14 protein-coding genes are annotated in these 19,542 nt (G+C 72.7%); 9 read left to right on the top strand and 5 right to left on the bottom strand.

What is annotated here, in order from left to right; genetic code table 11:
* Nucleotides 1-6: 6 nt before the first annotated feature.
* Together BUE44_RS04080 and speB are read right to left on the bottom strand one after the other, a co-directional pair.
* Nucleotides 7-3,936, bottom strand: a complete 3,930-nt coding sequence (locus BUE44_RS04080; RefSeq protein WP_079189472.1) for an ABC transporter ATP-binding protein — start codon at nt 3,934-3,936, stop codon at nt 7-9.
* 136 nt (nt 3,937-4,072) lie between these two features.
* Nucleotides 4,073-5,032, bottom strand: coding sequence for an agmatinase (gene speB, locus BUE44_RS04075; RefSeq protein ID WP_073493778.1), 960 nt, complete (start codon nt 5,030-5,032; stop codon nt 4,073-4,075).
* Between the two features lie 237 nt (nt 5,033-5,269).
* On the opposite strand from speB, the gene BUE44_RS04070 reads away from it, so the two are divergent.
* The 3 genes from BUE44_RS04070 to BUE44_RS04060 all read left to right on the top strand — a co-directional run bounded on the left by BUE44_RS04070 (nt 5,270) and on the right by BUE44_RS04060 (nt 8,066).
* Nucleotides 5,270-6,073, top strand: a complete 804-nt coding sequence (locus BUE44_RS04070; RefSeq protein WP_073493776.1) for a phosphatase — start codon at nt 5,270-5,272, stop codon at nt 6,071-6,073.
* A gap of 86 nt (nt 6,074-6,159) precedes the next feature.
* Nucleotides 6,160-6,855 carry a response regulator gene (locus BUE44_RS04065; RefSeq protein ID WP_073493774.1) on the top strand — a complete coding sequence of 232 codons (696 nt, stop codon included), beginning with the start codon at nt 6,160-6,162 and terminating at the stop codon, nt 6,853-6,855.
* On the top strand, nt 6,852-8,066 hold the full coding sequence (locus BUE44_RS04060) for a sensor histidine kinase (protein ID WP_079189471.1): 1,215 nt from the start codon (nt 6,852-6,854) through the stop codon (nt 8,064-8,066). Before BUE44_RS04065 ends, BUE44_RS04060 begins: the two co-directional genes overlap by 4 nt.
* A gap of 55 nt (nt 8,067-8,121) precedes the next feature.
* On the opposite strand, the gene tesB is transcribed toward BUE44_RS04060, so the two are convergent.
* From tesB to BUE44_RS04045, 3 genes are read right to left on the bottom strand one after another with little or no spacing between them, the layout of a single operon-like run.
* Entirely contained in the window at nt 8,122-8,997 is an 876-nt protein-coding gene (gene tesB, locus BUE44_RS04055) for an acyl-CoA thioesterase II (protein WP_073494513.1), read from the bottom strand.
* A 5-nt stretch (nt 8,998-9,002) separates the two neighbouring features.
* Nucleotides 9,003-10,160, bottom strand: a complete 1,158-nt coding sequence (locus BUE44_RS04050; RefSeq protein WP_073493769.1) for an acyl-CoA dehydrogenase family protein — start codon at nt 10,158-10,160, stop codon at nt 9,003-9,005.
* A gap of 59 nt (nt 10,161-10,219) precedes the next feature.
* Nucleotides 10,220-10,831 carry an SACE_7040 family transcriptional regulator gene (locus BUE44_RS04045; RefSeq protein ID WP_073493766.1) on the bottom strand — a complete coding sequence of 204 codons (612 nt, stop codon included), beginning with the start codon at nt 10,829-10,831 and terminating at the stop codon, nt 10,220-10,222.
* A 97-nt stretch (nt 10,832-10,928) separates the two neighbouring features.
* On the opposite strand from BUE44_RS04045, the gene BUE44_RS04040 reads away from it, so the two are divergent.
* The 6 genes from BUE44_RS04040 (at nt 10,929) to glmS (ending at nt 19,534) form a co-directional block, all read left to right on the top strand.
* On the top strand, nt 10,929-12,557 hold the full coding sequence (locus BUE44_RS04040; protein WP_073493764.1) for a carboxyl transferase domain-containing protein: 1,629 nt from the start codon (nt 10,929-10,931) through the stop codon (nt 12,555-12,557).
* Between the two features lie 8 nt (nt 12,558-12,565).
* On the top strand, nt 12,566-14,650 hold the full coding sequence (locus tag BUE44_RS04035; RefSeq protein WP_073493761.1) for an acetyl/propionyl/methylcrotonyl-CoA carboxylase subunit alpha: 2,085 nt from the start codon (nt 12,566-12,568) through the stop codon (nt 14,648-14,650).
* 77 nt (nt 14,651-14,727) lie between these two features.
* Nucleotides 14,728-15,723: a hydroxymethylglutaryl-CoA lyase gene (locus BUE44_RS04030; RefSeq protein ID WP_073494511.1), complete on the top strand. Its 996-nt coding sequence runs from the start codon at nt 14,728-14,730 to the stop codon at nt 15,721-15,723.
* Nucleotides 15,724-15,725: 2 nt separating this feature from the next.
* A complete protein-coding gene (locus BUE44_RS04025) occupies nt 15,726-16,892 on the top strand; it encodes an acyl-CoA dehydrogenase family protein (RefSeq protein ID WP_200804326.1) in 1,167 nt (388 codons plus the stop codon).
* Between the two features lie 463 nt (nt 16,893-17,355).
* Complete coding sequence (locus BUE44_RS04020; RefSeq protein WP_033172782.1) at nt 17,356-17,631, top strand: hypothetical protein; 276 nt, start codon at nt 17,356-17,358, stop codon at nt 17,629-17,631.
* Between the two features lie 88 nt (nt 17,632-17,719).
* Nucleotides 17,720-19,534, top strand: a complete 1,815-nt coding sequence (glmS, locus tag BUE44_RS04015) for a glutamine--fructose-6-phosphate transaminase (isomerizing) (RefSeq protein WP_073493759.1) — start codon at nt 17,720-17,722, stop codon at nt 19,532-19,534.
* Nucleotides 19,535-19,542 lie beyond the last annotated feature (8 nt).

Here is a 19,542-nt window from a genome sequence, read left to right as displayed (position 1 = left end):
GGCGTGTCAGGCGGCCGCCCGCACCTCGCCGGTGAAGGTGCGCCACAGCTCGGCATAGCGCCCGTCGCGCGCCAGCAGCGCTTCGTGCGTGCCGTCCTCGATCACCTTCCCGTGGTCGAGGACGACCACCCGGTCGGCGCGGGCCGCGGTACTCAGCCGGTGCGCGACCACCAGCGTGGTGCGGCGGGTCGCGAGCCGGTCGGCGGCCTGGTTGACCAGTGCCTCGGTGGCCAGGTCAAGCGCCGCGGTCGCCTCGTCCAGCAGCAGGATCGCCGGGTCGACCAGTTCGGCTCGGGCCAGCGCTATCAGCTGCCGCTGGCCGGCGGACAGATTCCGGCCGCGCTCGGCGACCTGGTGCAGATAGCCGCCCTCCAGGGTCGCGATCATCGCGTGCGCGCCCACCGCCCGGGCCGCGGCCTCCACCTCGGCGTCGCTCGCGTCCGCCCTGCCGTAGGCGATGGCGTCACGCACGGTGCCGGCGAAGAGGTACGGCTCCTGCGGGACGACGCCGAGCCGCTGCCGGTAGGCGGTCAGGTCGAGTTCGCGGATGTCATCCCCGTCGACCAGCACGGCGCCGTCGGTCGGGTCGTAGAACCGCGCCACCATCTTCACCAGGGTGGACTTCCCCGCGCCCGTCTCGCCGACGAAGGCCACCGTCTGGCCCGCGGGTATCCGCAGGGAGATGCCGCCGAGGGCCTCGGGGCCGGCGGCCTGCGGGCCGCCGTAGCGGAAGTGCAGGTCGCGGAAGGCGATCTCGCCGCGCAGCGGGCCGACCGGCCGGGCCTTGGCGGCGGCCGGTGTGGTGGTGGGCTCGCGCAGCAGCTCGCGGATCCGGCCGAGCGAGACGGTCGCCTGCTGGTAGCCGTCGAAGACCTGCGAGAGCTGCTGGACGGGTGAGAAGAACAGGTCGATGTACAGCAGATACGCCACCAGCGCGCCGGCTGTCAGAGTGCCCGCGCTGACCCGGTGGGCGCCGATGATCAGCACCAGCGCGGCCGCCACGCTGGACAGCAGCTGCACGAACGGGAAGTAGACGGAGATCAGGAACTGGCCGCGCACCCGCGCCTTGCGGTAGTCGTCGCCGCGCTCGGCGAAACGCTCGGCGCCGCGCCGCTCGCCGCGGAAGGCCTGGACGACGCGCAGCCCGGCGACATGCTCCTGGAGGTCGGCGTTGACGACGGCGACCTTCTCCCTGGCCAGTTCGTACGCCCGCACTGACTTGCGGCGGAAGAACCAGGTGCCGACCACCAGGATCGGCAGGGTCGCGAAGACCACAAGCGCCAGCTCGACGTCGATGGCCAGCAGCGCCACCAGGATGCCGCCGAAGGTGAGCACGCTGACCAGCGCCGTGACCAGGCCGGTCTGCAGGAACGTGGACAGCGCGTCCACGTCGGTGGTCATCCGGGTCATGATGCGGCCGGTCAGCTCGCGCTCGTAGTAGTCGAGGCCGAGGCGGTGCAGGTGGGCGAAGATCTTGACCCGCAGCGTGTACAGCACCCGCTCGCCGGTGCGTCCGGTGAGCAGGGTGGAACCCCATTCCACCGCCCATTGCAGCAGCACCAGGCCGAGGCCCAGCAGCGACGCCACCCATACCGCCCCCAGTGCCTGGCGCCGGACACCGGCGTCGATGCCGTGCCGGATGAGCACCGGCAGCAGCAGCCCGGCGAGGGCGTCGACGGCGACCAGCAGCAGGCTCAGCAGCAGCGGGGTGCGGAAGCCGCGCAGCAGGCTGCGCAGGCCGAAGGCCTGGTCGGCCTGCTGCGCCCGCTCCTCGTCGATCTGCGGGGTGTCGAGGGCGGGCGGCAGCGCGGCCACCTTGGCGAGCAGCTCAGGGGTGGCGGGCATGCCCGCCAGCGCGCCGGCCATCGCGCCGGGTCCACCACCGGGCCGGGACGCCGCCGCTCCGGCGAGCGGGGCGCCGCCGGCCGGGTCGTCCTCGTCGGCGACACGGCGGTCGGCCGGCCACAGCTCGGGGGTGATGCCCCCGGCCGCGTCCCCGTCCTGCTCGCCCTGCCCGAGGTCGAGGTCGGCGGTCACGGGCGGCCCGCCGGCGCGGCCGAGGGCGCCCGCCGGGTCGATCTCGACCACGTCGGCGCCGAGCGCGTCCGGGTCGGTCAGCAGGGCACGGTAGAGGGCGCTGCGCTCCTGCAACTCGTCGTGCGTGCCGATGTCGGACAGCCGTCCGGCGTCGAGGACCGCGATCCGGTCGGCGAGCGCCAGGGTGGAGCGGCGGTGGGCGATGAGCAGCGTCGTACGGCCGCGCATGACCTCGCGCAGCGCGTCGAAAATCTCGGCCTCCACCCGGGCGTCGACCGCCGAGGTCGCGTCGTCGAGCAGCAGCAGCCGGGGGTCGGTGAGGATGGCCCTGGCGAGCGCGACGCGCTGCCGCTGGCCGCCGGACAGGGTGAGGCCCTGCTCGCCGACCACCGTGTCGTAGCCGTCCGGCAGGGCGGCGATGAAGCCGTGCGCCTGGGCGGCGCGGGTGGCGGCGAGGATCTGCTCCTCGGTCGCGTCGGGATGTCCGTAGGCGATGTTGGCGCGCACCGTGTCGGAGAACAGGAAGCTGTCCTCGGGCACCATGCCGATGACCGACCGCAGCGAGTCGAAGGTCAGCTCGCGCACATCGGTGCCGCCGACCAGGACGGCGCCGCCGGTGACGTCGTAGAGGCGGGGCAGCAGCAGCGAGACGGTGGACTTGCCGGAGCCGGAGGCGCCGACGACGGCGACCGTCTCACCGGGGGCGACGGTCAGGTCGAAGCCGTCGAGGACCGGGCGGTCCTGGCTGTAGCCGAAGGTGACGTGGTCGAACTCGACGGTGGCGGGGGCGTCGGCGGGAAGCGCCTTGGTGCCCTCCTCCAGGGTCGGTTCCGTGTCGATCAGCTCGAAGACCCGCTCCACGCCTGCCCTGGCCTGCTGGCCGACGGTCAGCACCATGGTGAGCATCCGCACCGGGCCGGTGAGCTGGGCCAGGTAGGTGGAGAAGGCGACGAAGGTGCCCAGCGTGATCTGTCCGCGAGCGGCCATCCAGCCGCCGAGGGCCAGCATGCCGATCTGCCCGAGGGAGGGCACCGCCTGGAGCGCCGGGGTGTAGCGGGCGCTGAGCCGGACCGTACGCAGCCGCCCGGCGAAGAGCCTGCGGCTGACCGTGGCCAGCTTGCCCATCTCCTGCTGCTCCTGGCCGAAGCCCTTGACGACCCGCACGCCGGTGACGGATCCGTCGACGATCCCGGCTACCGCGCCCGCCTGCCCCTGGGCATACCAGGTCGCGGGGAAGAGCCGCCGGCGGGAGCGGTTGGCGATGAACCACAGCGCCGGCGCGACGGCCAGCGCGACCAGGGTGAGCAGCGGCGAGAGCATCAGCATGACGACGAGCGAGAGCAGGAACAGCAGCAGATTGCCGATGACCATGGGCAGCATGAACAGCAGCCCCTGGATCAGCTGCAGGTCGCTGGTGGCGCGGCCGACGACCTGTCCGGTGCTCAGCTCGTCCTGCCGGCGGCCGTCGAGCCGCATGATCGTACGGAACATCTCGTTGCGCAGGTCGTACTGCACGTCGAGGGCGAGCCGTCCGCCGTAATACCGGCGCATGAACGTCAGCCCATAGACCACGACCGCGGCGACGACCAGGGCGACCGCCCAGGGGGTGAGCGGTTTGTCGTGCTTGACGATCACGTCGTCGATGATCAGCTTGGGCACCAGCGGCACCAGGGCGGTGACCGCCATACCGGCCAGCGACGCGCCGAGCGACAGCAGCACGGTGCTCCTGTAGCGCCAGCAGTACGCCGACAGCCGCCGGAGCCATCCCTGCTCCGGGCCGTCCTTCGCCGCCGTCACCGGCTTCGACGTCGTCACGCAGTCCTCCACCCCATCGTCTGCCGTGCGTCCCCTGCTCGCCTGCCGCTCCGAGGTTGCAACGCGGCGAGCTGCGCGTTTCATCCTCCTGCAACAAAACAACGACCAAGGTCGCACAAGAGTGCGACCTTGGTCCTAATCCTTTCGGGTGATTCGGCACCGGCGGGCGGGGGGCGGGGTCTGCGGGCTCAGCGGGCGGCGGACGCGGCGGACGCCCGGCTCAGCGGGAGGCGGCGATCTGCCGGGCCATGATCGTGGTCAGCTCGTAGGCGGTGTGGGAGGCCGCGACGGAGGTGATCTCGGCGTGGTCGTAAGCCGGGGCGACCTCGACCACGTCGGCCGAGACAAGCCGGCAGCCGGCCAGGCCGCGCAGGATCTCCAGCAGCTCGCGCGAGGTGAGGCCGCCCGCCTCGGGGGTGCCGGTGCCGGGCGCGTGGGCGGGGTCGAGGACGTCGATGTCGACCGAGACGTAGAGCGGCCGGTCGCCGATCCGCTCCCTGAGCTGCTGGACGACCTCGTCCACCCCGCGGCGCATGACGTCGGCCGAGGTCACGATCCCGAAGCCCATCCGCTCGTCGTCGTCCAGGTCCTTGCGCCCGTAAAGGGGGCCGCGGGTGCCGACGTGGGACAGCGCGGAAGTGTCGAGGATGCCCTCCTCGACCGCCCGCCGGAAGGGCGTGCCGTGGGTGTAGGCGGCGCCGAAGTAGGTGTCCCAGGTGTCCAGGTGGGCGTCGAAGTGCAGCAGCGCCACCGGGCCGTGCTTGCGGGCGACGGCCCTCAGCAGCGGCAGCGCGATGGTGTGGTCGCCGCCGAGCGTCATCAGCCGGGCCCCGGTGTCGAGCAGGTCGCCGGCCGCCGCCTGCACGGACTCCACCGCCTCGCCGATGTCGAACGGGTTCACCGCGATGTCGCCGGCGTCGGCGACCTGGGCGAGCGCGAAGGGCGAGGCGTCCTGGGCGGGGTTGTACGGCCGCAGCAGCCGGGAGGCCTCGCGGATCGCGTTGCCGCCGAAGCGGGCACCGGGACGGTAGGACACCCCGCTGTCGAAGGGGACGCCGACCACGGCGACGTCGGCGATGCCGACCTCGTCCAGACGAGGCAGGCGGGCGAAGGTCGCGGGACCCGCGTAACGCGGGACACGGGAGGAGTCGACGGGGCCGCGCGGCTGTGCGCTGCTCATGGTGGCTGCCTTTCTGCGTGGCTTCTGCGGTGGTTTCCGCGGGGCGGGACCGTGTCCACCGCGTGCGCTGGTCGCGCTGTCCGCGTGCGGTGCTGGCCGGTGCGGGTCCGGCCGACCGTATGCCGTCACCGGAAGTCCCCGAAATGTACGTTTCCGCGCATCGGCGTGGTCTATTACGCCTCTGCGTCGATCCGGGGGAGGTCGCTCGCCAGGGCGCGGGGGCGGGACAATGTCCTCATGTCCAAGGATCCCGCCGCTGCCGCGCCCACCCGCCGCGCCCTCGTCTCCCACCTGATACGCACCCGGATCGCCGGGGATGTCGCCACCAGCCGGGAGAACAACCTCGACCACTACCGGGAACTGGCGGAGGGCAACCGCTACTACTGGTTCGGGCTCGACCTCGGCAACCGGTGGACGGACCAGGAAGCCGTGCTCGACCTGATGGCGGAGCGCTGCGGGGTGGTGCCCGACGCGGGGCACCGCAGCGGGCAGGACACGATAGACCCCGAGCTGACGGTCGACGCGCTGGACCGGATGGCCGTGGTGCTGCACAAGGCGGTGGAGAACCGCTCCCGGGTGCTGCTCGCGACCGGTCACCCTGCGGGCCTCTACGCCGTGCACCACGAGCTGGCCGCGGCGCTGCGGGCGGCGGGCTGCACCGTGATCACCCCGGCCGAGCACCTTTACGCCGACGGCGGCGAGATCCGGCACCTTGCCGCGGTCTCCATGCTGCACAGGGCCGGCGGGCTGGTGCACACCCACTCGCCCGACCCGATGCGGGAGATCCTCACGGCGCTGGAGCGCGACGGCCAGGCACCGCCCGACCTGGTGGTCGCCGACCACGGCTGGGCCGGCTGCGCCGGCGGCCGCGGCATCGACACGGTCGGCTTCGCGGACTGCAACGACCCGGCGCTCTTCGTCGGCGAGGCCGAAGGCAGCCTGCTGGTGACGGTGCCGCTGGACGACAACGTGCCGCCACACCACTACGCGCCGATGACGGCCTACCTGCTGGCCGCCGCGGGGCTCCCGGTGCCCGCCTGACGCAGCGGTGAGGTCCGCGCGGAGCTGACGTGTCCCCGATCCCTCGTTACGATCAGTGAAGGAGGTCGAGGAAGGCAGGCGGAGCCGTGGTTCAGGTAGCGATCGTCGATGACGAAGCGCTGGTCAGGGCCGCCCTGCGGAGCATCCTCGAATCCTCCGGCGACATCCGTGTCGTCGCGGACTGTGACGGCCACCAGGCACTGGCAGCGGTTGCGGCGGCCCGCCCCGACCTGGTGCTGCTCGACGCGGTGATGCCGGGGCCCGACGACGGCCTGAGCGTGCTGCGGGCGCTGCGGGCACTGGACGACCCGCCCGCCGTGGCCATGCTGACGGCTTTCGACACCAGCGCCCATCTGCGGGCCGCCATGGCGGCCGGGGCGAGCGGATTCCTGCTCAAGGACACCGCGGTCGGCACGCTGATCGACGCCGTCCGCATCCTGGCCGCGGGCGGCACCGTCTTCACCCCGACGGTCGCCCGTGCCGTCGTCGACGGCTTCCTCGGGGAGCCGTCGCAATATGCCGAGCCGAACGCCGAGCCTGGCACCGCGGACAGCGCGCGGGAGGCGGCCGTCGGCACTCTCACCGACCGCGAGCGCGAGGTGCTGCGGCTGCTCGCCGCGGGCGAGCCGAACGCCGGGATCGCGGACCAGTTGCGGATATCGGTGGGCACGGTGAAGGACCACGTCCGGGCGGTGCTGCGCAAGCTCGGCGCCCCCAACCGGGTGGCCGCCGCCGTCATAGCCCACCGGGCGGGCCTCGCCCGGCTGCCGGAGCGCCCGTGAACCTCCGCGCCGCGGCCCCCGATGCCGCGCTGCTCGCCCTGTCCGCGACCGAGGTGTGGGCCACCCGTTCCTTCGGCGGCTCCGTGGCACTGGGATTCGCCTGCCTGGGCACGGCGGCGCTGCTGCTGCGGCGCCGCTTTCCGCTGACGGCCTTCACTCTGACGCTGCCCGCCCTGGCGCTCGGCTACATCTGGTTCTCCCCGATGGGCACGCTCTACGAGGTCTCCGCGGGCCGTCCCGGGCGTTTTCCGACGCAAGGGCCGCGGATGGCGCGGGCCGTGCCGCGGCGGATACCGTGGCCGGCTTTCCGGCGGGTGCCCGCGAGGGAGGCGCTGATCGGCGGCTGCGCGCTGGTCACCGCGGTGGTGGGCTTCGTGCCGTGGCCTTTCCGCGACCCGGTCGGCTGGACGCTGTCGGACACCATCCTCGCCTTGATGCTGTCCGCGCTGCTGGCCGTCGCGCCCACCGCGCTCGGCCTGCTGGCCTCCTCCCGGCGCGAGCTGGCCGGGCGACTCGACGAGCTGGCCGCCAGCAGGGAGCGGGAGCGCTCGCTGGCGGCGGAGCAGGCGGTCGTCATGGAGCGGACCAGGCTGGCCCGCGAGATGCACGACACGGTGGCCCACCACCTCAGCCTTATCGCCGTGCAGTCCGGCGCGCTAGAGGTGACGGCCGAGGGCCCGCAGGTCCGCGCCGCGGCCGGCGCCGTACGGGAGCTGAGCCGGGACGCGCTGGACGAGCTGCGGCGGATGGTCGGCCTGCTGCGGCTGTCGGTGACGTCGGGGGAGGAGCTGGCAGCGGGTCCCGGGCTCGCCGGCATCCCGGCGCTGGTCGCCGCCGCGGGGCCGCGGACCCACGGCGAGCTCGACGGGGTGGCGGACGGCACGGACGGCGGCGACGCGCCGCCCGCCGAGGTGCAGCACGCGGCATATCGCATCGTGCAGGAAGCGCTCACCAATGTGCGCAAGCACGCGCCGGGCGCCAGGACCCGGGTGCTGGTACGGCGGTCGGACGGCGCCCTGCTGGTCGAGGTGCGCAACGACCCCGGCGCGCAGGCGGCGCAGCCCGCGCTGCCGTCCGGCGGTCACGGGCTGGAGGGGCTGCGCGAGCGCGCGGTGCAGCTCGGTGGGGACTTCGACGCGCTGCCGGCCGCGTCCGGGGGTTTCCTGGTACGGGCCAGGCTGCCGGTCGGCCCGTCCGCCGAGGCGGTCTGACCCCGGCCCGCCCCGTACGACCGGGCGTCCCTTTGGCAGAGCCGCGCCCGTGCCCTCAGGTGCGCGGGGTGCGGACCAGGCCTTCCTGGATCACCGAGACTGCCAGCCTGCCGTCCTGGGTGTAGATACGGGCCGAGGCCAGACCGCGCCCGCCGGAGGCCGACGGGCTCTGCTGGTCGTAGAGCAGCCACTCGTCGGCGCGGAAGGGCCGGTGGAACCACATGGCGTGGTCCAGGCTGGCGCCGACGACGTCGCCGACCGCCCAGCCGCCGCGACCGTGGGCGAGCAGCACCGAGTCCAGCAGTGTCATGTCCGAGACGTACGTGGCAAGGCACACGTGCAGCAGGGGGTCGTCGGCCAGCTTGCCGCGGGTGCGGAACCAGACCTGCGAGCGCGGTTCGCGCGCGGTGCCCGCGGTCAGGAACGGCGGGTCCTCGACATAGCGGAGGTCGACGGCGGCGCGGGCCTCCAGCAGCCGGTCGATCACGCTGGGGTCGGGGAATTTGTCGGCGTGGGCCGGCAGCAGCTCCGCGGCCTCGGGCAGCGTCTCCGGGTCGGGCGCCTGCGGCATCGGCTCCTGGTGCTCCAGGCCCTCCTCGGCGGCCTGGAAGGAGGCCGAGAGGTGGAAGATCGGCTGGCCGTGCTGGATCGCCACGACGCGCCGGGTGGTGAAGGAGCGGCCGTCGCGGATCCGGTCGACCTGGTAGACGATCGGCGCCCCGGGGTCGCCGGGCCGTAGGAAATACGCGTGCAGCGAGTGCGCGCCGCGGTCCTCGGGCACGGTGCGGCCCGCCGCCACCAGGGCCTGGGCGGCCACCTGGCCGCCGAAGACCCGCGGCACGACCGCCGTGCGGCTGACCCCGCGGAAGATGTCCTGCTCGATCCGCTCCAGGTCGAGCAGGTCGAGCAGGGCTTCAAGAGGCTCGTTCAGTTCGCTCACAGGCCCATCGACTTGGCGATGATCGACTTCATGACCTCGCTGGTGCCGCCGTAGATGCGGTTGACGCGGTTGTCGGCGTACAGGCGCGCGATCGGGTACTCGTTCATATAACCGTACCCACCGTGCAGCTGCAGGCAGCGGTCGATCACCCGGGCGGCGACCTCGGTGCAGAACAGCTTCGCGGACGCGGCGTCCGCGGCGGTCAGCTCGCGCAGGTCGTGGGCGTCCAGGGCGCGGTCGACGACGGCCTCCGCGGCGTCCACCTCGGCCTTGCAGGCGGCCAGCTCGAACTTGGTGTTCTGGAAGGACGCGACGGTCTTGCCGAAGACGGTCCGCTCCTGGACGTAGGCCTGGGCGAAGCGGATCGCGGCGGCGGCCTGCGCGTAGGCGCCGACCGCGATGGCCAGCCGCTCCTGGGGGAGGTTCTGGCCGAGGTAGGAGAAGCCCTTGCCCTCCTCGCCGAGCAGGTCCTCCAGCGGCACCCTGACGTCGGAGAAGGACAGCTCCGCGGTGTCGGAGACCTTCAGGCCGAGCTTGTCGAGCTTGCGGCCTATCGCGTAGCCCTCGGACTTCGTGTCGACCACGAAGAGCGAGATGCCCGCCCTGCGGTCCTCCGCGGTGGCCGGCGCGGTGCGGGCGCAGACGATGACGCGGTCGGCGTGGACACCGCCGGTGATGAAGGTCTTGGCGCCGTTGAGCACGTAGTGGCTGCCGTCGGCGGAGAGCTTGGCGGTGGTCTTCATACCGGCCAGGTCGGAACCGGTGCCCGGCTCGGTCATCGCGATGGCGAACATGGTCTCGCCGCTGGCGAAGCCGGGCAGCCAGCGCTTCTTCTGCTCATCGGTGGCGTAGGCCGTCAGATAGGGCAGGCACAGGCCGGTGTGCACGCTGCTGCCGCCGAAGCTGACCCCGGCGCGGGCACACTCCTCGCTGAGGACGGCCTGGAATTTGAAGCTCTCCTCGCCGGCGCCGCCGAATTCCTCGGGCACCTCGATACCGAAGACGCCCAGCTCGCCGAGCTTGTAGTAGAAGTCACGCGGGGCCTGGCCCGCGGCCAGCCACTCGTCGTAGACGGGGACGACCTCGGCCTCGATGAAGGCCCGTATCGTCTCGCGGAATGCTTCGTGGTCCTCGTTGAACACCGTACGACGCACAGCGCGCCTCCCGTCGGCGAGTGGTGACTGACCGCTGCTCCCTGGTGGTAAGCAAGCGCTCAGTAAGTTACCCGCCAGTCCGCGGTGCTGTCCAGGGCGCCCAAGGCGCCCAGCGCCAGCCCGCGCAGCAGCTCCGACATCTCCCTGCGGCCCGGGAGGCTGGACTGGGCACCCAGGTGGGGGGTCGAGTTCAGCAGGCCGAACACCGCGTGGACGGCGGCCCGCACCTCGCGCTCGGTCGCGCCGGGGTGGACACGGGCGACCACCGCCACCCATTCCTCCACGTACTGGCGCTGGAGCTGGCGGACCAGCTTGCGGTCGGACTCGCGCAACCGGTCCAGCTCGCGGTCGTGCAGGGTGATCAGCGGGCGGTCGTCGATAGCGAAGTCGATGTGACCGCGGATCAGCGCGTCGAGCGCCCCCTCGGGATCCGCCGCCTCCGCCACCCGCCGCTTGCCCGCGGTCAGCAGCCGGCCGCTGATCCCGACCAGCAGCTCGGCGAGCATGGCGTCCTTGCCCGCGAAGTGCCGGTAGAGCCCGGGGCCGCTGATGCCGACCGCGGCACCTATCTCGTCCACCCCCACACCGTGGAAGCCGCGCTCGGCGAACAGTCGCGCGGCCTCCCTGAGGATCTGGTCGCGGCGGCTGACCGCCGTGTTCGTCGAGTTCATGGGATCGAGTCTAGACAATTCTGTTAGCGAGCGTTAACGTGGTGTCATCAGTTAACGCTCGCTAACATCCTCACTCGCACCACCGGGGGGCCGAACCATGGCAGCACCCGCCCTGACCAGCGCCGCGGACCCGGCGTCGGAGGCGTTTCGCGTCAACGCTCAGGCACACACCGCGCTCAGCGCGGCCCTGCGCGACAAGCTGGCCGCCGCACGCCTCGGGGGCGGCGAGAAGGCCAGAGCCCGCCACACCGCGCGCGGGAAACTGCTGCCCAGGGACCGGGTGGACGGGCTGCTCGACCCCGGCTCCCCCTTTCTGGAACTGGCGCCGCTGGCCGCCGACGGGATGTACGACGGGCAGGCACCGGCCGCCGGAGTCATCGCCGGCATCGGCCGGGTCGCCGGGCGGGAGGTCGTCGTGGTCGCCAACGACGCGACCGTCAAGGGCGGCACCTATTACCCCGTCACGGTGAAAAAGCATCTGCGCGCCCAGGAAGTGGCTCTCGACAACCGGCTGCCGTGTGTCTACCTGGTGGATTCCGGCGGCGCCTTCCTCCCCCGGCAGGACGAGGTCTTCCCCGACCGCGACCACTTCGGGCGGATCTTCTACAACCAGGCCACGATGTCGGCCCGCGGCATCCCGCAGATCGCCGCCGTGCTCGGCTCGTGCACCGCGGGCGGCGCCTACGTCCCGGCGATGAGCGACGAAGCGGTCATCGTGCGCGGCCAGGGCACGATCTTCCTCGGCGGTCCGCCGCTGGTGAAGGCCGCCACCGGAGAGGTGGTCACAGCGGAGGAGCTGGGCGGCGGCGAGGTGCACTCGCGGATCTCCGGAGTCACCGACCATCTCGCCGAGGACGACGCGCACGCCCTGAGCATCGTCCGGGACATCGTGGCGACGCTGCCCGCCCGCGGCGCACCGCCCTGGACGCTGCGGCCCGCGGAAGAGCCCGCGGTGGACCCCGCGGGGCTGTACGGAGCGGTACCGGTCGACTCCCGCACCCCCTACGACGTGCGCGAGGTGATCGCCCGGCTCGTCGACGGCAGCCGCTTCGCCGAGTTCAAGGCGGAGTACGGCACGACGCTGGTCACCGGCTTCGCCCATATCCAGGGGCACCCGGTGGGGATCGTGGCGAACAACGGCATCCTGTTCGCCGAATCGGCCCTTAAGGGCGCGCATTTCATCGAGCTGTGCGACCAGCGCGGCATCCCGCTGCTCTTCCTGCAGAACGTCTCGGGATTCATGGTCGGCCGGCAGTACGAGGCCGGCGGCATCGCCAAGCACGGCGCCAAGATGGTCACCGCGGTGGCCTGCGCCCGGGTGCCGAAGCTCACCGTGGTGATCGGCGGGTCCTACGGCGCCGGCAACTACTCGATGTGCGGCCGGGCCTACAGCCCGCGCTTCCTGTGGATGTGGCCCAACGCCAAGATCTCGGTGATGGGCGGCGAGCAGGCCGCCTCGGTGCTGGCCACCGTCAAGCGCGACCAGCTCGCGGCGGCCGGCGAGAAGTGGAGCGAGGAGGCCGAGGAGGCTTTCAAGCAACCGGTCCGCGAGCAGTACGAGACCCAGGGCAACGCCTACTACGCCACCGCGAGGCTCTGGGACGACGGGGTGATCGACCCGATGGAGACCCGCACCGTGCTGGGCCTGGCGCTCACCGCCTGCGCCAACGCACCGCTGCCCACCGCCGATCCCGCCGCGCCCGGCTACGGCGTCTTCCGGATGTGAGGGCCGTGATGACCAGCAGCAAGTCCATCGCCACCGCCGCGAACGGCGCCGCCACCGCGGGCGCCCCCTTCGGCACCGTCCTGGTCGCCAACCGGGGCGAGATCGCCGTCCGGGTCATCCGCACCCTGCGTGAGCTGGGGGTGCGTTCGGCCGCCGCCTTCACCGAGGCCGACGCCGACGCCCGGCATGTGCGGGAGGCCGACACCGCGGTGCGGGTGGGGAGTTATCTGTCGGTGGTCGACCAAGTGCGGGCCGCCGTGGCCGTCGGCGCCGGAGCCGTCCATCCCGGCTACGGCTTCCTCGCCGAGAATGCCGGCTTCGCCAGGGCCTGCGCCGAGGCGGGTCTGGTCTTCATCGGGCCGCCGGCCGACGCGATCGAGCTGATGGGCGACAAGATCCGGGCCAAGGAGACCGTACGGGCCGCGGGCGTGCCGGTGGTGCCCGGCAGCAGCGGCAGCGGGCTGACCGACACGGAATTGGCCGCGGCCGCCCGGGAGATCGGGCTGCCGGTGCTGCTCAAGCCGTCGGCGGGCGGCGGCGGCAAGGGCATGCGCCTGGTGCGCGACGAGGCGGCGCTGGCCGAGGAGATCGCCGCGGCCCGGCGCGAGGCCCTGGGCTCGTTCGGCGACGACACCCTGCTGGTCGAGCGCTGGATCGACCAGCCGCGGCACATCGAGATCCAGGTACTGGCCGACGCGCACGGCCATGTGGTGCACCTGGGCGAGCGGGAGTGCTCGTTGCAGCGGAGGCACCAGAAGGTGATCGAGGAGGCCCCCTCGGTGCTGCTCGACCCGGCGACCCGGGCGGCGATGGGGGAGGCCGCGGTACAGGCGGCCAGGTCCTGCGGCTACACCGGGGCGGGAACGGTGGAGTTCATCGTGCCAGGAGCCGACCCGTCGGCGTATTTCTTCATGGAGATGAACACCCGGCTGCAGGTCGAGCACCCGGTGACCGAGATGGTCACCGGACTGGACCTGGTGGCCTGGCAGTTGCGGGTGGCGGCCGGCGAACCGCTGGATTTCGGCCAGCAGGACGTGACACTCACCGGGCATGCGGTCGAGGCGCGGATCTGCGCGGAGACGGCCAGGAGCGGTGACGGCCGGATCGACTTCCTGCCCTCGGCGGGACCGGTGCTGGCACTGCACGAACCGGCCGGGCGGCCGGGGGTGCGGGTGGACTCCGGCCTGCTGGCGGGGACGGAGGTCGGCACCGCCTACGACCCGATGCTGGCGAAGGTGATCGCCCACGGCCCCGACCGGGCGACGGCGCTGCGGCGGCTGCGGGCCGCGCTGGCGGAGACGGTGGTGCTGGGGCTGGACACCAACACCGCCTTCCTGCGGCGGCTGCTGGGGCATCCGGCGGTGGTCGCGGGCGAGTTGGACACCGGGCTGATCGAGCGGGAGGCCGCCTCGCTGGTGCCGGACGGCGTGCCCGACGAGGTCTATACGGCCGGGGCGCTGCTGCGGCAGGCGGCGTTGGCCCCTGCGCCGGGGGCGGACGGCTGGACCGATCCGTTCTCGGTGCCCAGCGGCTGGCGGCTCGGCGGCGAGGCGGCCTGGACCGTGCACCACCTGCGGGTGCCGGGCCACGAGCCGGTGGCGGTGCGGGTCAGGCAGGGCGAGGTGCGGATCGGGGACGGCCCGGTGACGGCGGCCACGGTCACGCTCGACGGGGCGCGGGCGCGGCTGCACACCGGCGGCCTGGTGCACACCTTCTTCCGGGCCGGCGACTGGCTGGGCCGGGACGGCGAGAGCTGGTGGGTGCAGCCCTACGACCCGGTCGCCGCGGCCCTGCGGGGGGCGGCGCTGGGCGCGGGCGGCGGCGCGCTCACCGCGCCGATGCCGGGCACGGTGACCGTGGTGAAGGTCGCCAAGGGCGAGGACGTGGTGGCCGGGCAGAGCCTGCTGGTGGTGGAGGCGATGAAGATGGAGCACGTGATCACCGCCCCGCACGACGGAACGGTGACCGAGATCGACGTCAGCCCGGGTTCGGCGGTGGCGATGGACCAGGTGCTGGCCGTGGTCACCCCCGCCGAGCGACCCGGCGACGGCACGCCGGACCCGGCGGCCGGCCGGCCCGGGGAGGCGTCGTGACCGGGACGGGCGGCGGGCGGGAGAGCGGGACCGGCGGCGCACCGCAGGTGCCCGGAGTGCTGGGCCTGGGACTGCCGATGGCGGTCGCCGCGGACGGGCTGCCGCGGCAGGTGCGGATCCACGAGGTCGGCGCCCGGGACGGCCTGCAGAACGAGCAGCGGACCGTGCCGACCGCGGTGAAGGCGGAGTTCGTCCACCGGCTGGCCGACGCGGGGCTGACGACGATCGAGGCGACCAGCTTCGTGCATCCCAAGTGGGTGCCCCAGCTGGCGGACGCCGCCGAGCTGATGCCGCTGCTCGCCGACCTCACCGGGACCGGCGGCGCGGATGCCGCCGGCCCGGGCGGGCGCGGCCGGGCGGTGCGGCTGCCGGTGCTGGTGCCCAACGAGCGGGGGCTGGACCGGGCGCTGGAGCTGGGCGTGCGGGAGATCGCGGTCTTCGGCAGCGCGACGGAGTCCTTCGCGCGGGCGAATCTCAACCGGACGGTGGACGAGTCGCTGGCGATGTTCGAGCCGGTGGTGGCGCGGGCCAGGGCGGCGGGTGCGGCGGTCCGCGGGTATCTGTCGATGTGCTTCGGCGACCCGTGGGAGGGACCGGTGCCGATCGGGCAGGTGGCGGCGGTGGCCCGCCGGCTGTACGGGATGGGCTGCACCGAGCTGAGCCTCGGCGACACCATCGGCGTGGCGACGCCCGGACAGGTCACCGCGCTGCTGGACGAGTTGACCGGCGGGCCGGGCGGCACGGCGGACAGAGGCGGCGGGATCCCGGTGGAGCATCTCGCGGTGCACTTCCACGACACCTACGGGCAGGCGCTGTCCAACACGCTGGCCGCCCTGCAGCGGGGCGTCACCGTTGTGGACGCCTCCGCCGGCGGGCTCGGCGGCTGCCCGTACGCGAAGAGCGCCACCGGGAACCTCGCGACCGAAGACCTCGTGTGGATGCTGAACGGACTCGGCATCAGCACCGGGGTCGATCTCGACCGCCTCAGCGCCACAAGCGTCTGGATGGCGGAGCAGTTGGGGCGGCCCAGCCCGTCCCGCACCGTCCGCGCCCTCACCCACCGGGAGCAGTAGCCATGCCGATCGACCACCGCCTGTCCGAGGAGTACGAGGAGCTGCGCGCCACCGTCGCGGAGTTCGCCAGGGATGTGATCGCGCCGAAGATCGGCGGGTTCTACGAGCAGGACGAGTTCCCGTACGAGATCGTGCGGGAGATGGGGCGGATGGGCCTGTTCGGGCTGCCCTTCCCCGAGGAGTACGGCGGGATGGGCGGCGACTACTTCGCGCTGTGCCTGGTGCTGGAGGAGCTGGCCCGGGTGGACTCCTCGGTGGCGATCACCCTGGAGGCCGGGGTGTCGCTGGGCGCGATGCCGGTGTTCAGGTTCGGCACCGAGGAGCAGAAGCGGGAGTGGCTGCCGCGGCTGTGCTCGGGCGAGATGCTGGGGGCCTTCGGGCTGACGGAGCCGGACTGCGGCTCGGACGCGGGCGGCACCCGCACCACGGCCCGGCTGGACGAGGCGACCGGGGAGTGGGTGATCAACGGGACCAAGAGCTTCATCACCAACTCGGGCACCGACATCACCGGCCTGGTCACGGTCACGGCGGTGACCGGCAGGACCGACGACGGCCGCCCGCTGATCTCGTCGATCATCGTGCCCTCGGGCACACCCGGCTTCACGGTGTCGAAGAAGTACAGCAAGGTCGGGTGGAACGCCTCGGACACCCGGGAGCTGTCCTTCGCCGACTGCCGGGTGCCCGCGGCGAATCTGCTCGGCGAGAAGGGCCGGGGCTATGCGCAGTTCCTGCGCATCCTGGACGAGGGGCGGATCGCGATCTCGGCGCTGGCGACCGGCCTGGCGCAGGGCTGCGTGGACGAGTCGCTGGAGTACGCGCGGACCAGGGAGGCGTTCGGGCGGCCGATCGGCGCGAACCAGGCGATCCAGTTCAAGGTCGCCGACATGGAGATGCGGGCGCACACCGCGCGGCTGGCGTGGCGGGACGCGGCGTCGCGGCTGATGCACGGGGAGCCGTTCAAGAAGGAGGCGGCGCTGGCCAAGCTGTACTCGTCGGAGATCGCGGTGACCAACGCCCGGGAGGCCACCCAGATCCACGGCGGCTACGGCTTCATGAACGAGTATCCGGTGGCCCGGATGTGGCGTGACTCCAAGATCCTGGAGATCGGTGAGGGCACCAGCGAGGTGCAGCGGATGCTGATCGCCAGGGAGCTGGGCCTGGCGGGCTGAGTCCCCCGGCAGCGGGCGCCGGGAGACTCGCCGCACCGGCCCGCCCGTACGGCCCCGTTCCCCCGCACGGCCCGGCCCGACCCCCCGCCGGCCCGTGCGGCCCCGCCCCCGCCCGTATGGCCCCGCCCGCCCGTGCAGCCCCGCCCCCCCCCGCCCGCCGGGCGGCCCCGCCCGACCGCTCGACCGACCGGCCGCGCCCGTCCGGTCGCTTCGACGGCCCCCGTCCCTGCGGCCGGCACCGACCCCCGACAGCCCGGGCCGGCCGGGCCGACCAGCCGACCGCCGGGCCGGCCGCCCAGGCCGGCCGCCCACCCGCCCGGGCCGCCCGCCCAGCCGCCCAGCCGCCCAGCCGCACGGCGCCGAATCCCCCGTCGTCACTCCTTTGGCTCTTCTTGACCTGCGATCCTGCCCGGAATCGGGCAGGATTCTTGCAAAGTAAAGATCATCACACCAGTATCAACGGGTGCTCGAACGCCGGACGTCCTACGAAGACCTGATCGACCACCTGGTGCGCACCACGCCGCTGCACCGCGGCGAGGCGTCCCGGGTGGTGCTGGACGTCCTGGCCTACTTCGACGAGACGACCGAGGAGTACGTCCGCCGCAGACACCGCGAGCTCCAGGCGAAGGGCCTGGTCAACGCGGAGATCTTCGAGCGGATCGGCGAGGAGCTGCCGCACCGGGCGGTCGCCCCGGCCGCGCTCTCCCAGCGCCAGTTGCGCCGCATCGTCTACGGCTGAGACGGCTGAGGCCACTCAGGGCACCGGAGAACGCAGGGCACGCAGGGCACACCAGGCACAGAGGACGACGGAGAGGTACGGACGGCACATGTGCGGAATCGTCGGATACATCGGCAAGCGCGACGTGGCGCCGCTGCTGCTCGAAGGGCTGCAGCGGCTGGAGTACCGGGGATACGACTCGGCCGGCATCGTCATCACCGGCAAGTCGGGCGAGCTGCGTACGGTCAAGGCCAAGGGCCGGGTACGCGAGCTGGAGTCGCGCATCCCGAAGCGCTTCGCCGGTACCACCGGCATCGCCCACACCCGCTGGGCCACCCACGGGGCGCCCAGCGACGTCAACGCGCATCCGCACCTGGACGCCGAGGAGAAGGTCGCGGTCGTCCACAACGGGATCATCGACAACGCCTCGGAGCTGCGCGCCCGGCTGTCCGCCGAGGGCACCGTCTTCGCTTCCGAGACCGACACCGAGGTGCTGGCCCACCTGATCGCCCGGTCCGCCGCCGAGACGCTGGAGAAGAAGGTCAGCGAGGCGCTGCGGTCGGTCGAGGGCACGTACGGCATCGCGGTGCTGCACCAGGACTTCCCCGGCCGGATCGTGGTCGCCCGCAACGGCTCCCCGGTGGTGCTGGGCATCGGCGAGAAGGAGATGTTCGTCGCCTCCGACGTCGCCGCGCTGGTCGCCCACACCCGGCAGGTCGTCACCCTCGGGGACGGCGAGATGGCCACCCTGAAGGCCGACGACTTCCGCACGTACACCACCGAGGGCTCGCAGACCACGGCCACGCCGACCACCGTGGAGTGGGAGGCCGAGTCGTACGACATGGGCGGCCACGACACGTACATGCACAAGGAGATCTTCGAGCAGGCCGAGGCGGTCGACCGGGTCCTGCGCGGGCGGATCGACGACCGCTTCGCGACCGTGCATCTCGGGGGTCTGAACCTGGACGCCCGGGAGGCGCGCAGCGTGCGCCGGATCAAGATCCTGGGCTGCGGCACCAGCTACCACGCCGGCCAGATCGGCGCCGGGCTGATCGAGGAGCTGGCGCGTATCCCCGCCGACGCCGAGCCGGCGTCGGAATTCCGCTACCGCAACCCGGTGGTGGACCCCGACACGCTCTACGTGGCCGTGTCGCAGTCCGGCGAGACCTACGACGTGCTGGCGGCCGTCCAGGAGCTGAAGCGCAAGGGCGCGCGGGTGCTGGGCGTGGTCAACGTCGTGGGGTCCGCGATCGCCCGGGAGGCGGACGGCGGCACCTACGTGCACGCCGGGCCCGAGGTGTGCGTGGTGTCCACCAAGTGCTTCACCAACACCGTGGTCGCCTTCGCGCTTCTGGCGCTGCACCTGGGCCGGGTGCGGGACCTGTCGGTGACCGACGGCAAGCGGATCATCGAGGGGCTGCGCAGGCTGCCGGCCCAGATCGAGGAGATCCTCAAGACCGAGCCGGAGATCAAGCAGCTGGCGAAGGCCTACGCGGACGCCCGTTCGATGCTCTTCATCGGCCGGGTCCGGGGCTACCCGGTGGCCCGCGAGGCCTCGCTGAAGCTCAAGGAGGTCAGCTACATCCACGCCGAGGCCTACCCGGCCTCGGAGCTGAAGCACGGGCCGCTGGCGCTGATCGACCCGTCGATGCCGACCGTCGCGATCATCCCCGACGACGACCTGCTGGAGAAGAACCGCGCGGCGCTGGAGGAGATCAAGGCCCGCAGCGGCCGGATCCTGGCGGTCGCGCACCAGGAGCAGGAGAAGGCCGACCACACCATCCTGGTGCCGAAGAACGAGGACGAGCTGGACCCGATCCTGATGGGCATCCCGCTCCAGCTCTTCGCCTACCACACGGCGCTGGCGCTGGGCCGGGACATCGACAAGCCGCGCAACCTGGCGAAGTCCGTCACGGTGGAGTAGCCGCCACG

The organism is Actinacidiphila paucisporea (genome assembly GCF_900142575.1).
In the GTDB taxonomy this organism is placed as follows: domain Bacteria; phylum Actinomycetota; class Actinomycetes; order Streptomycetales; family Streptomycetaceae; genus Actinacidiphila; species Actinacidiphila paucisporea.
The sequence above is the reverse complement of the archived record's forward strand: the minus strand, read 5'-3'. Positions and strand labels throughout refer to the sequence as shown.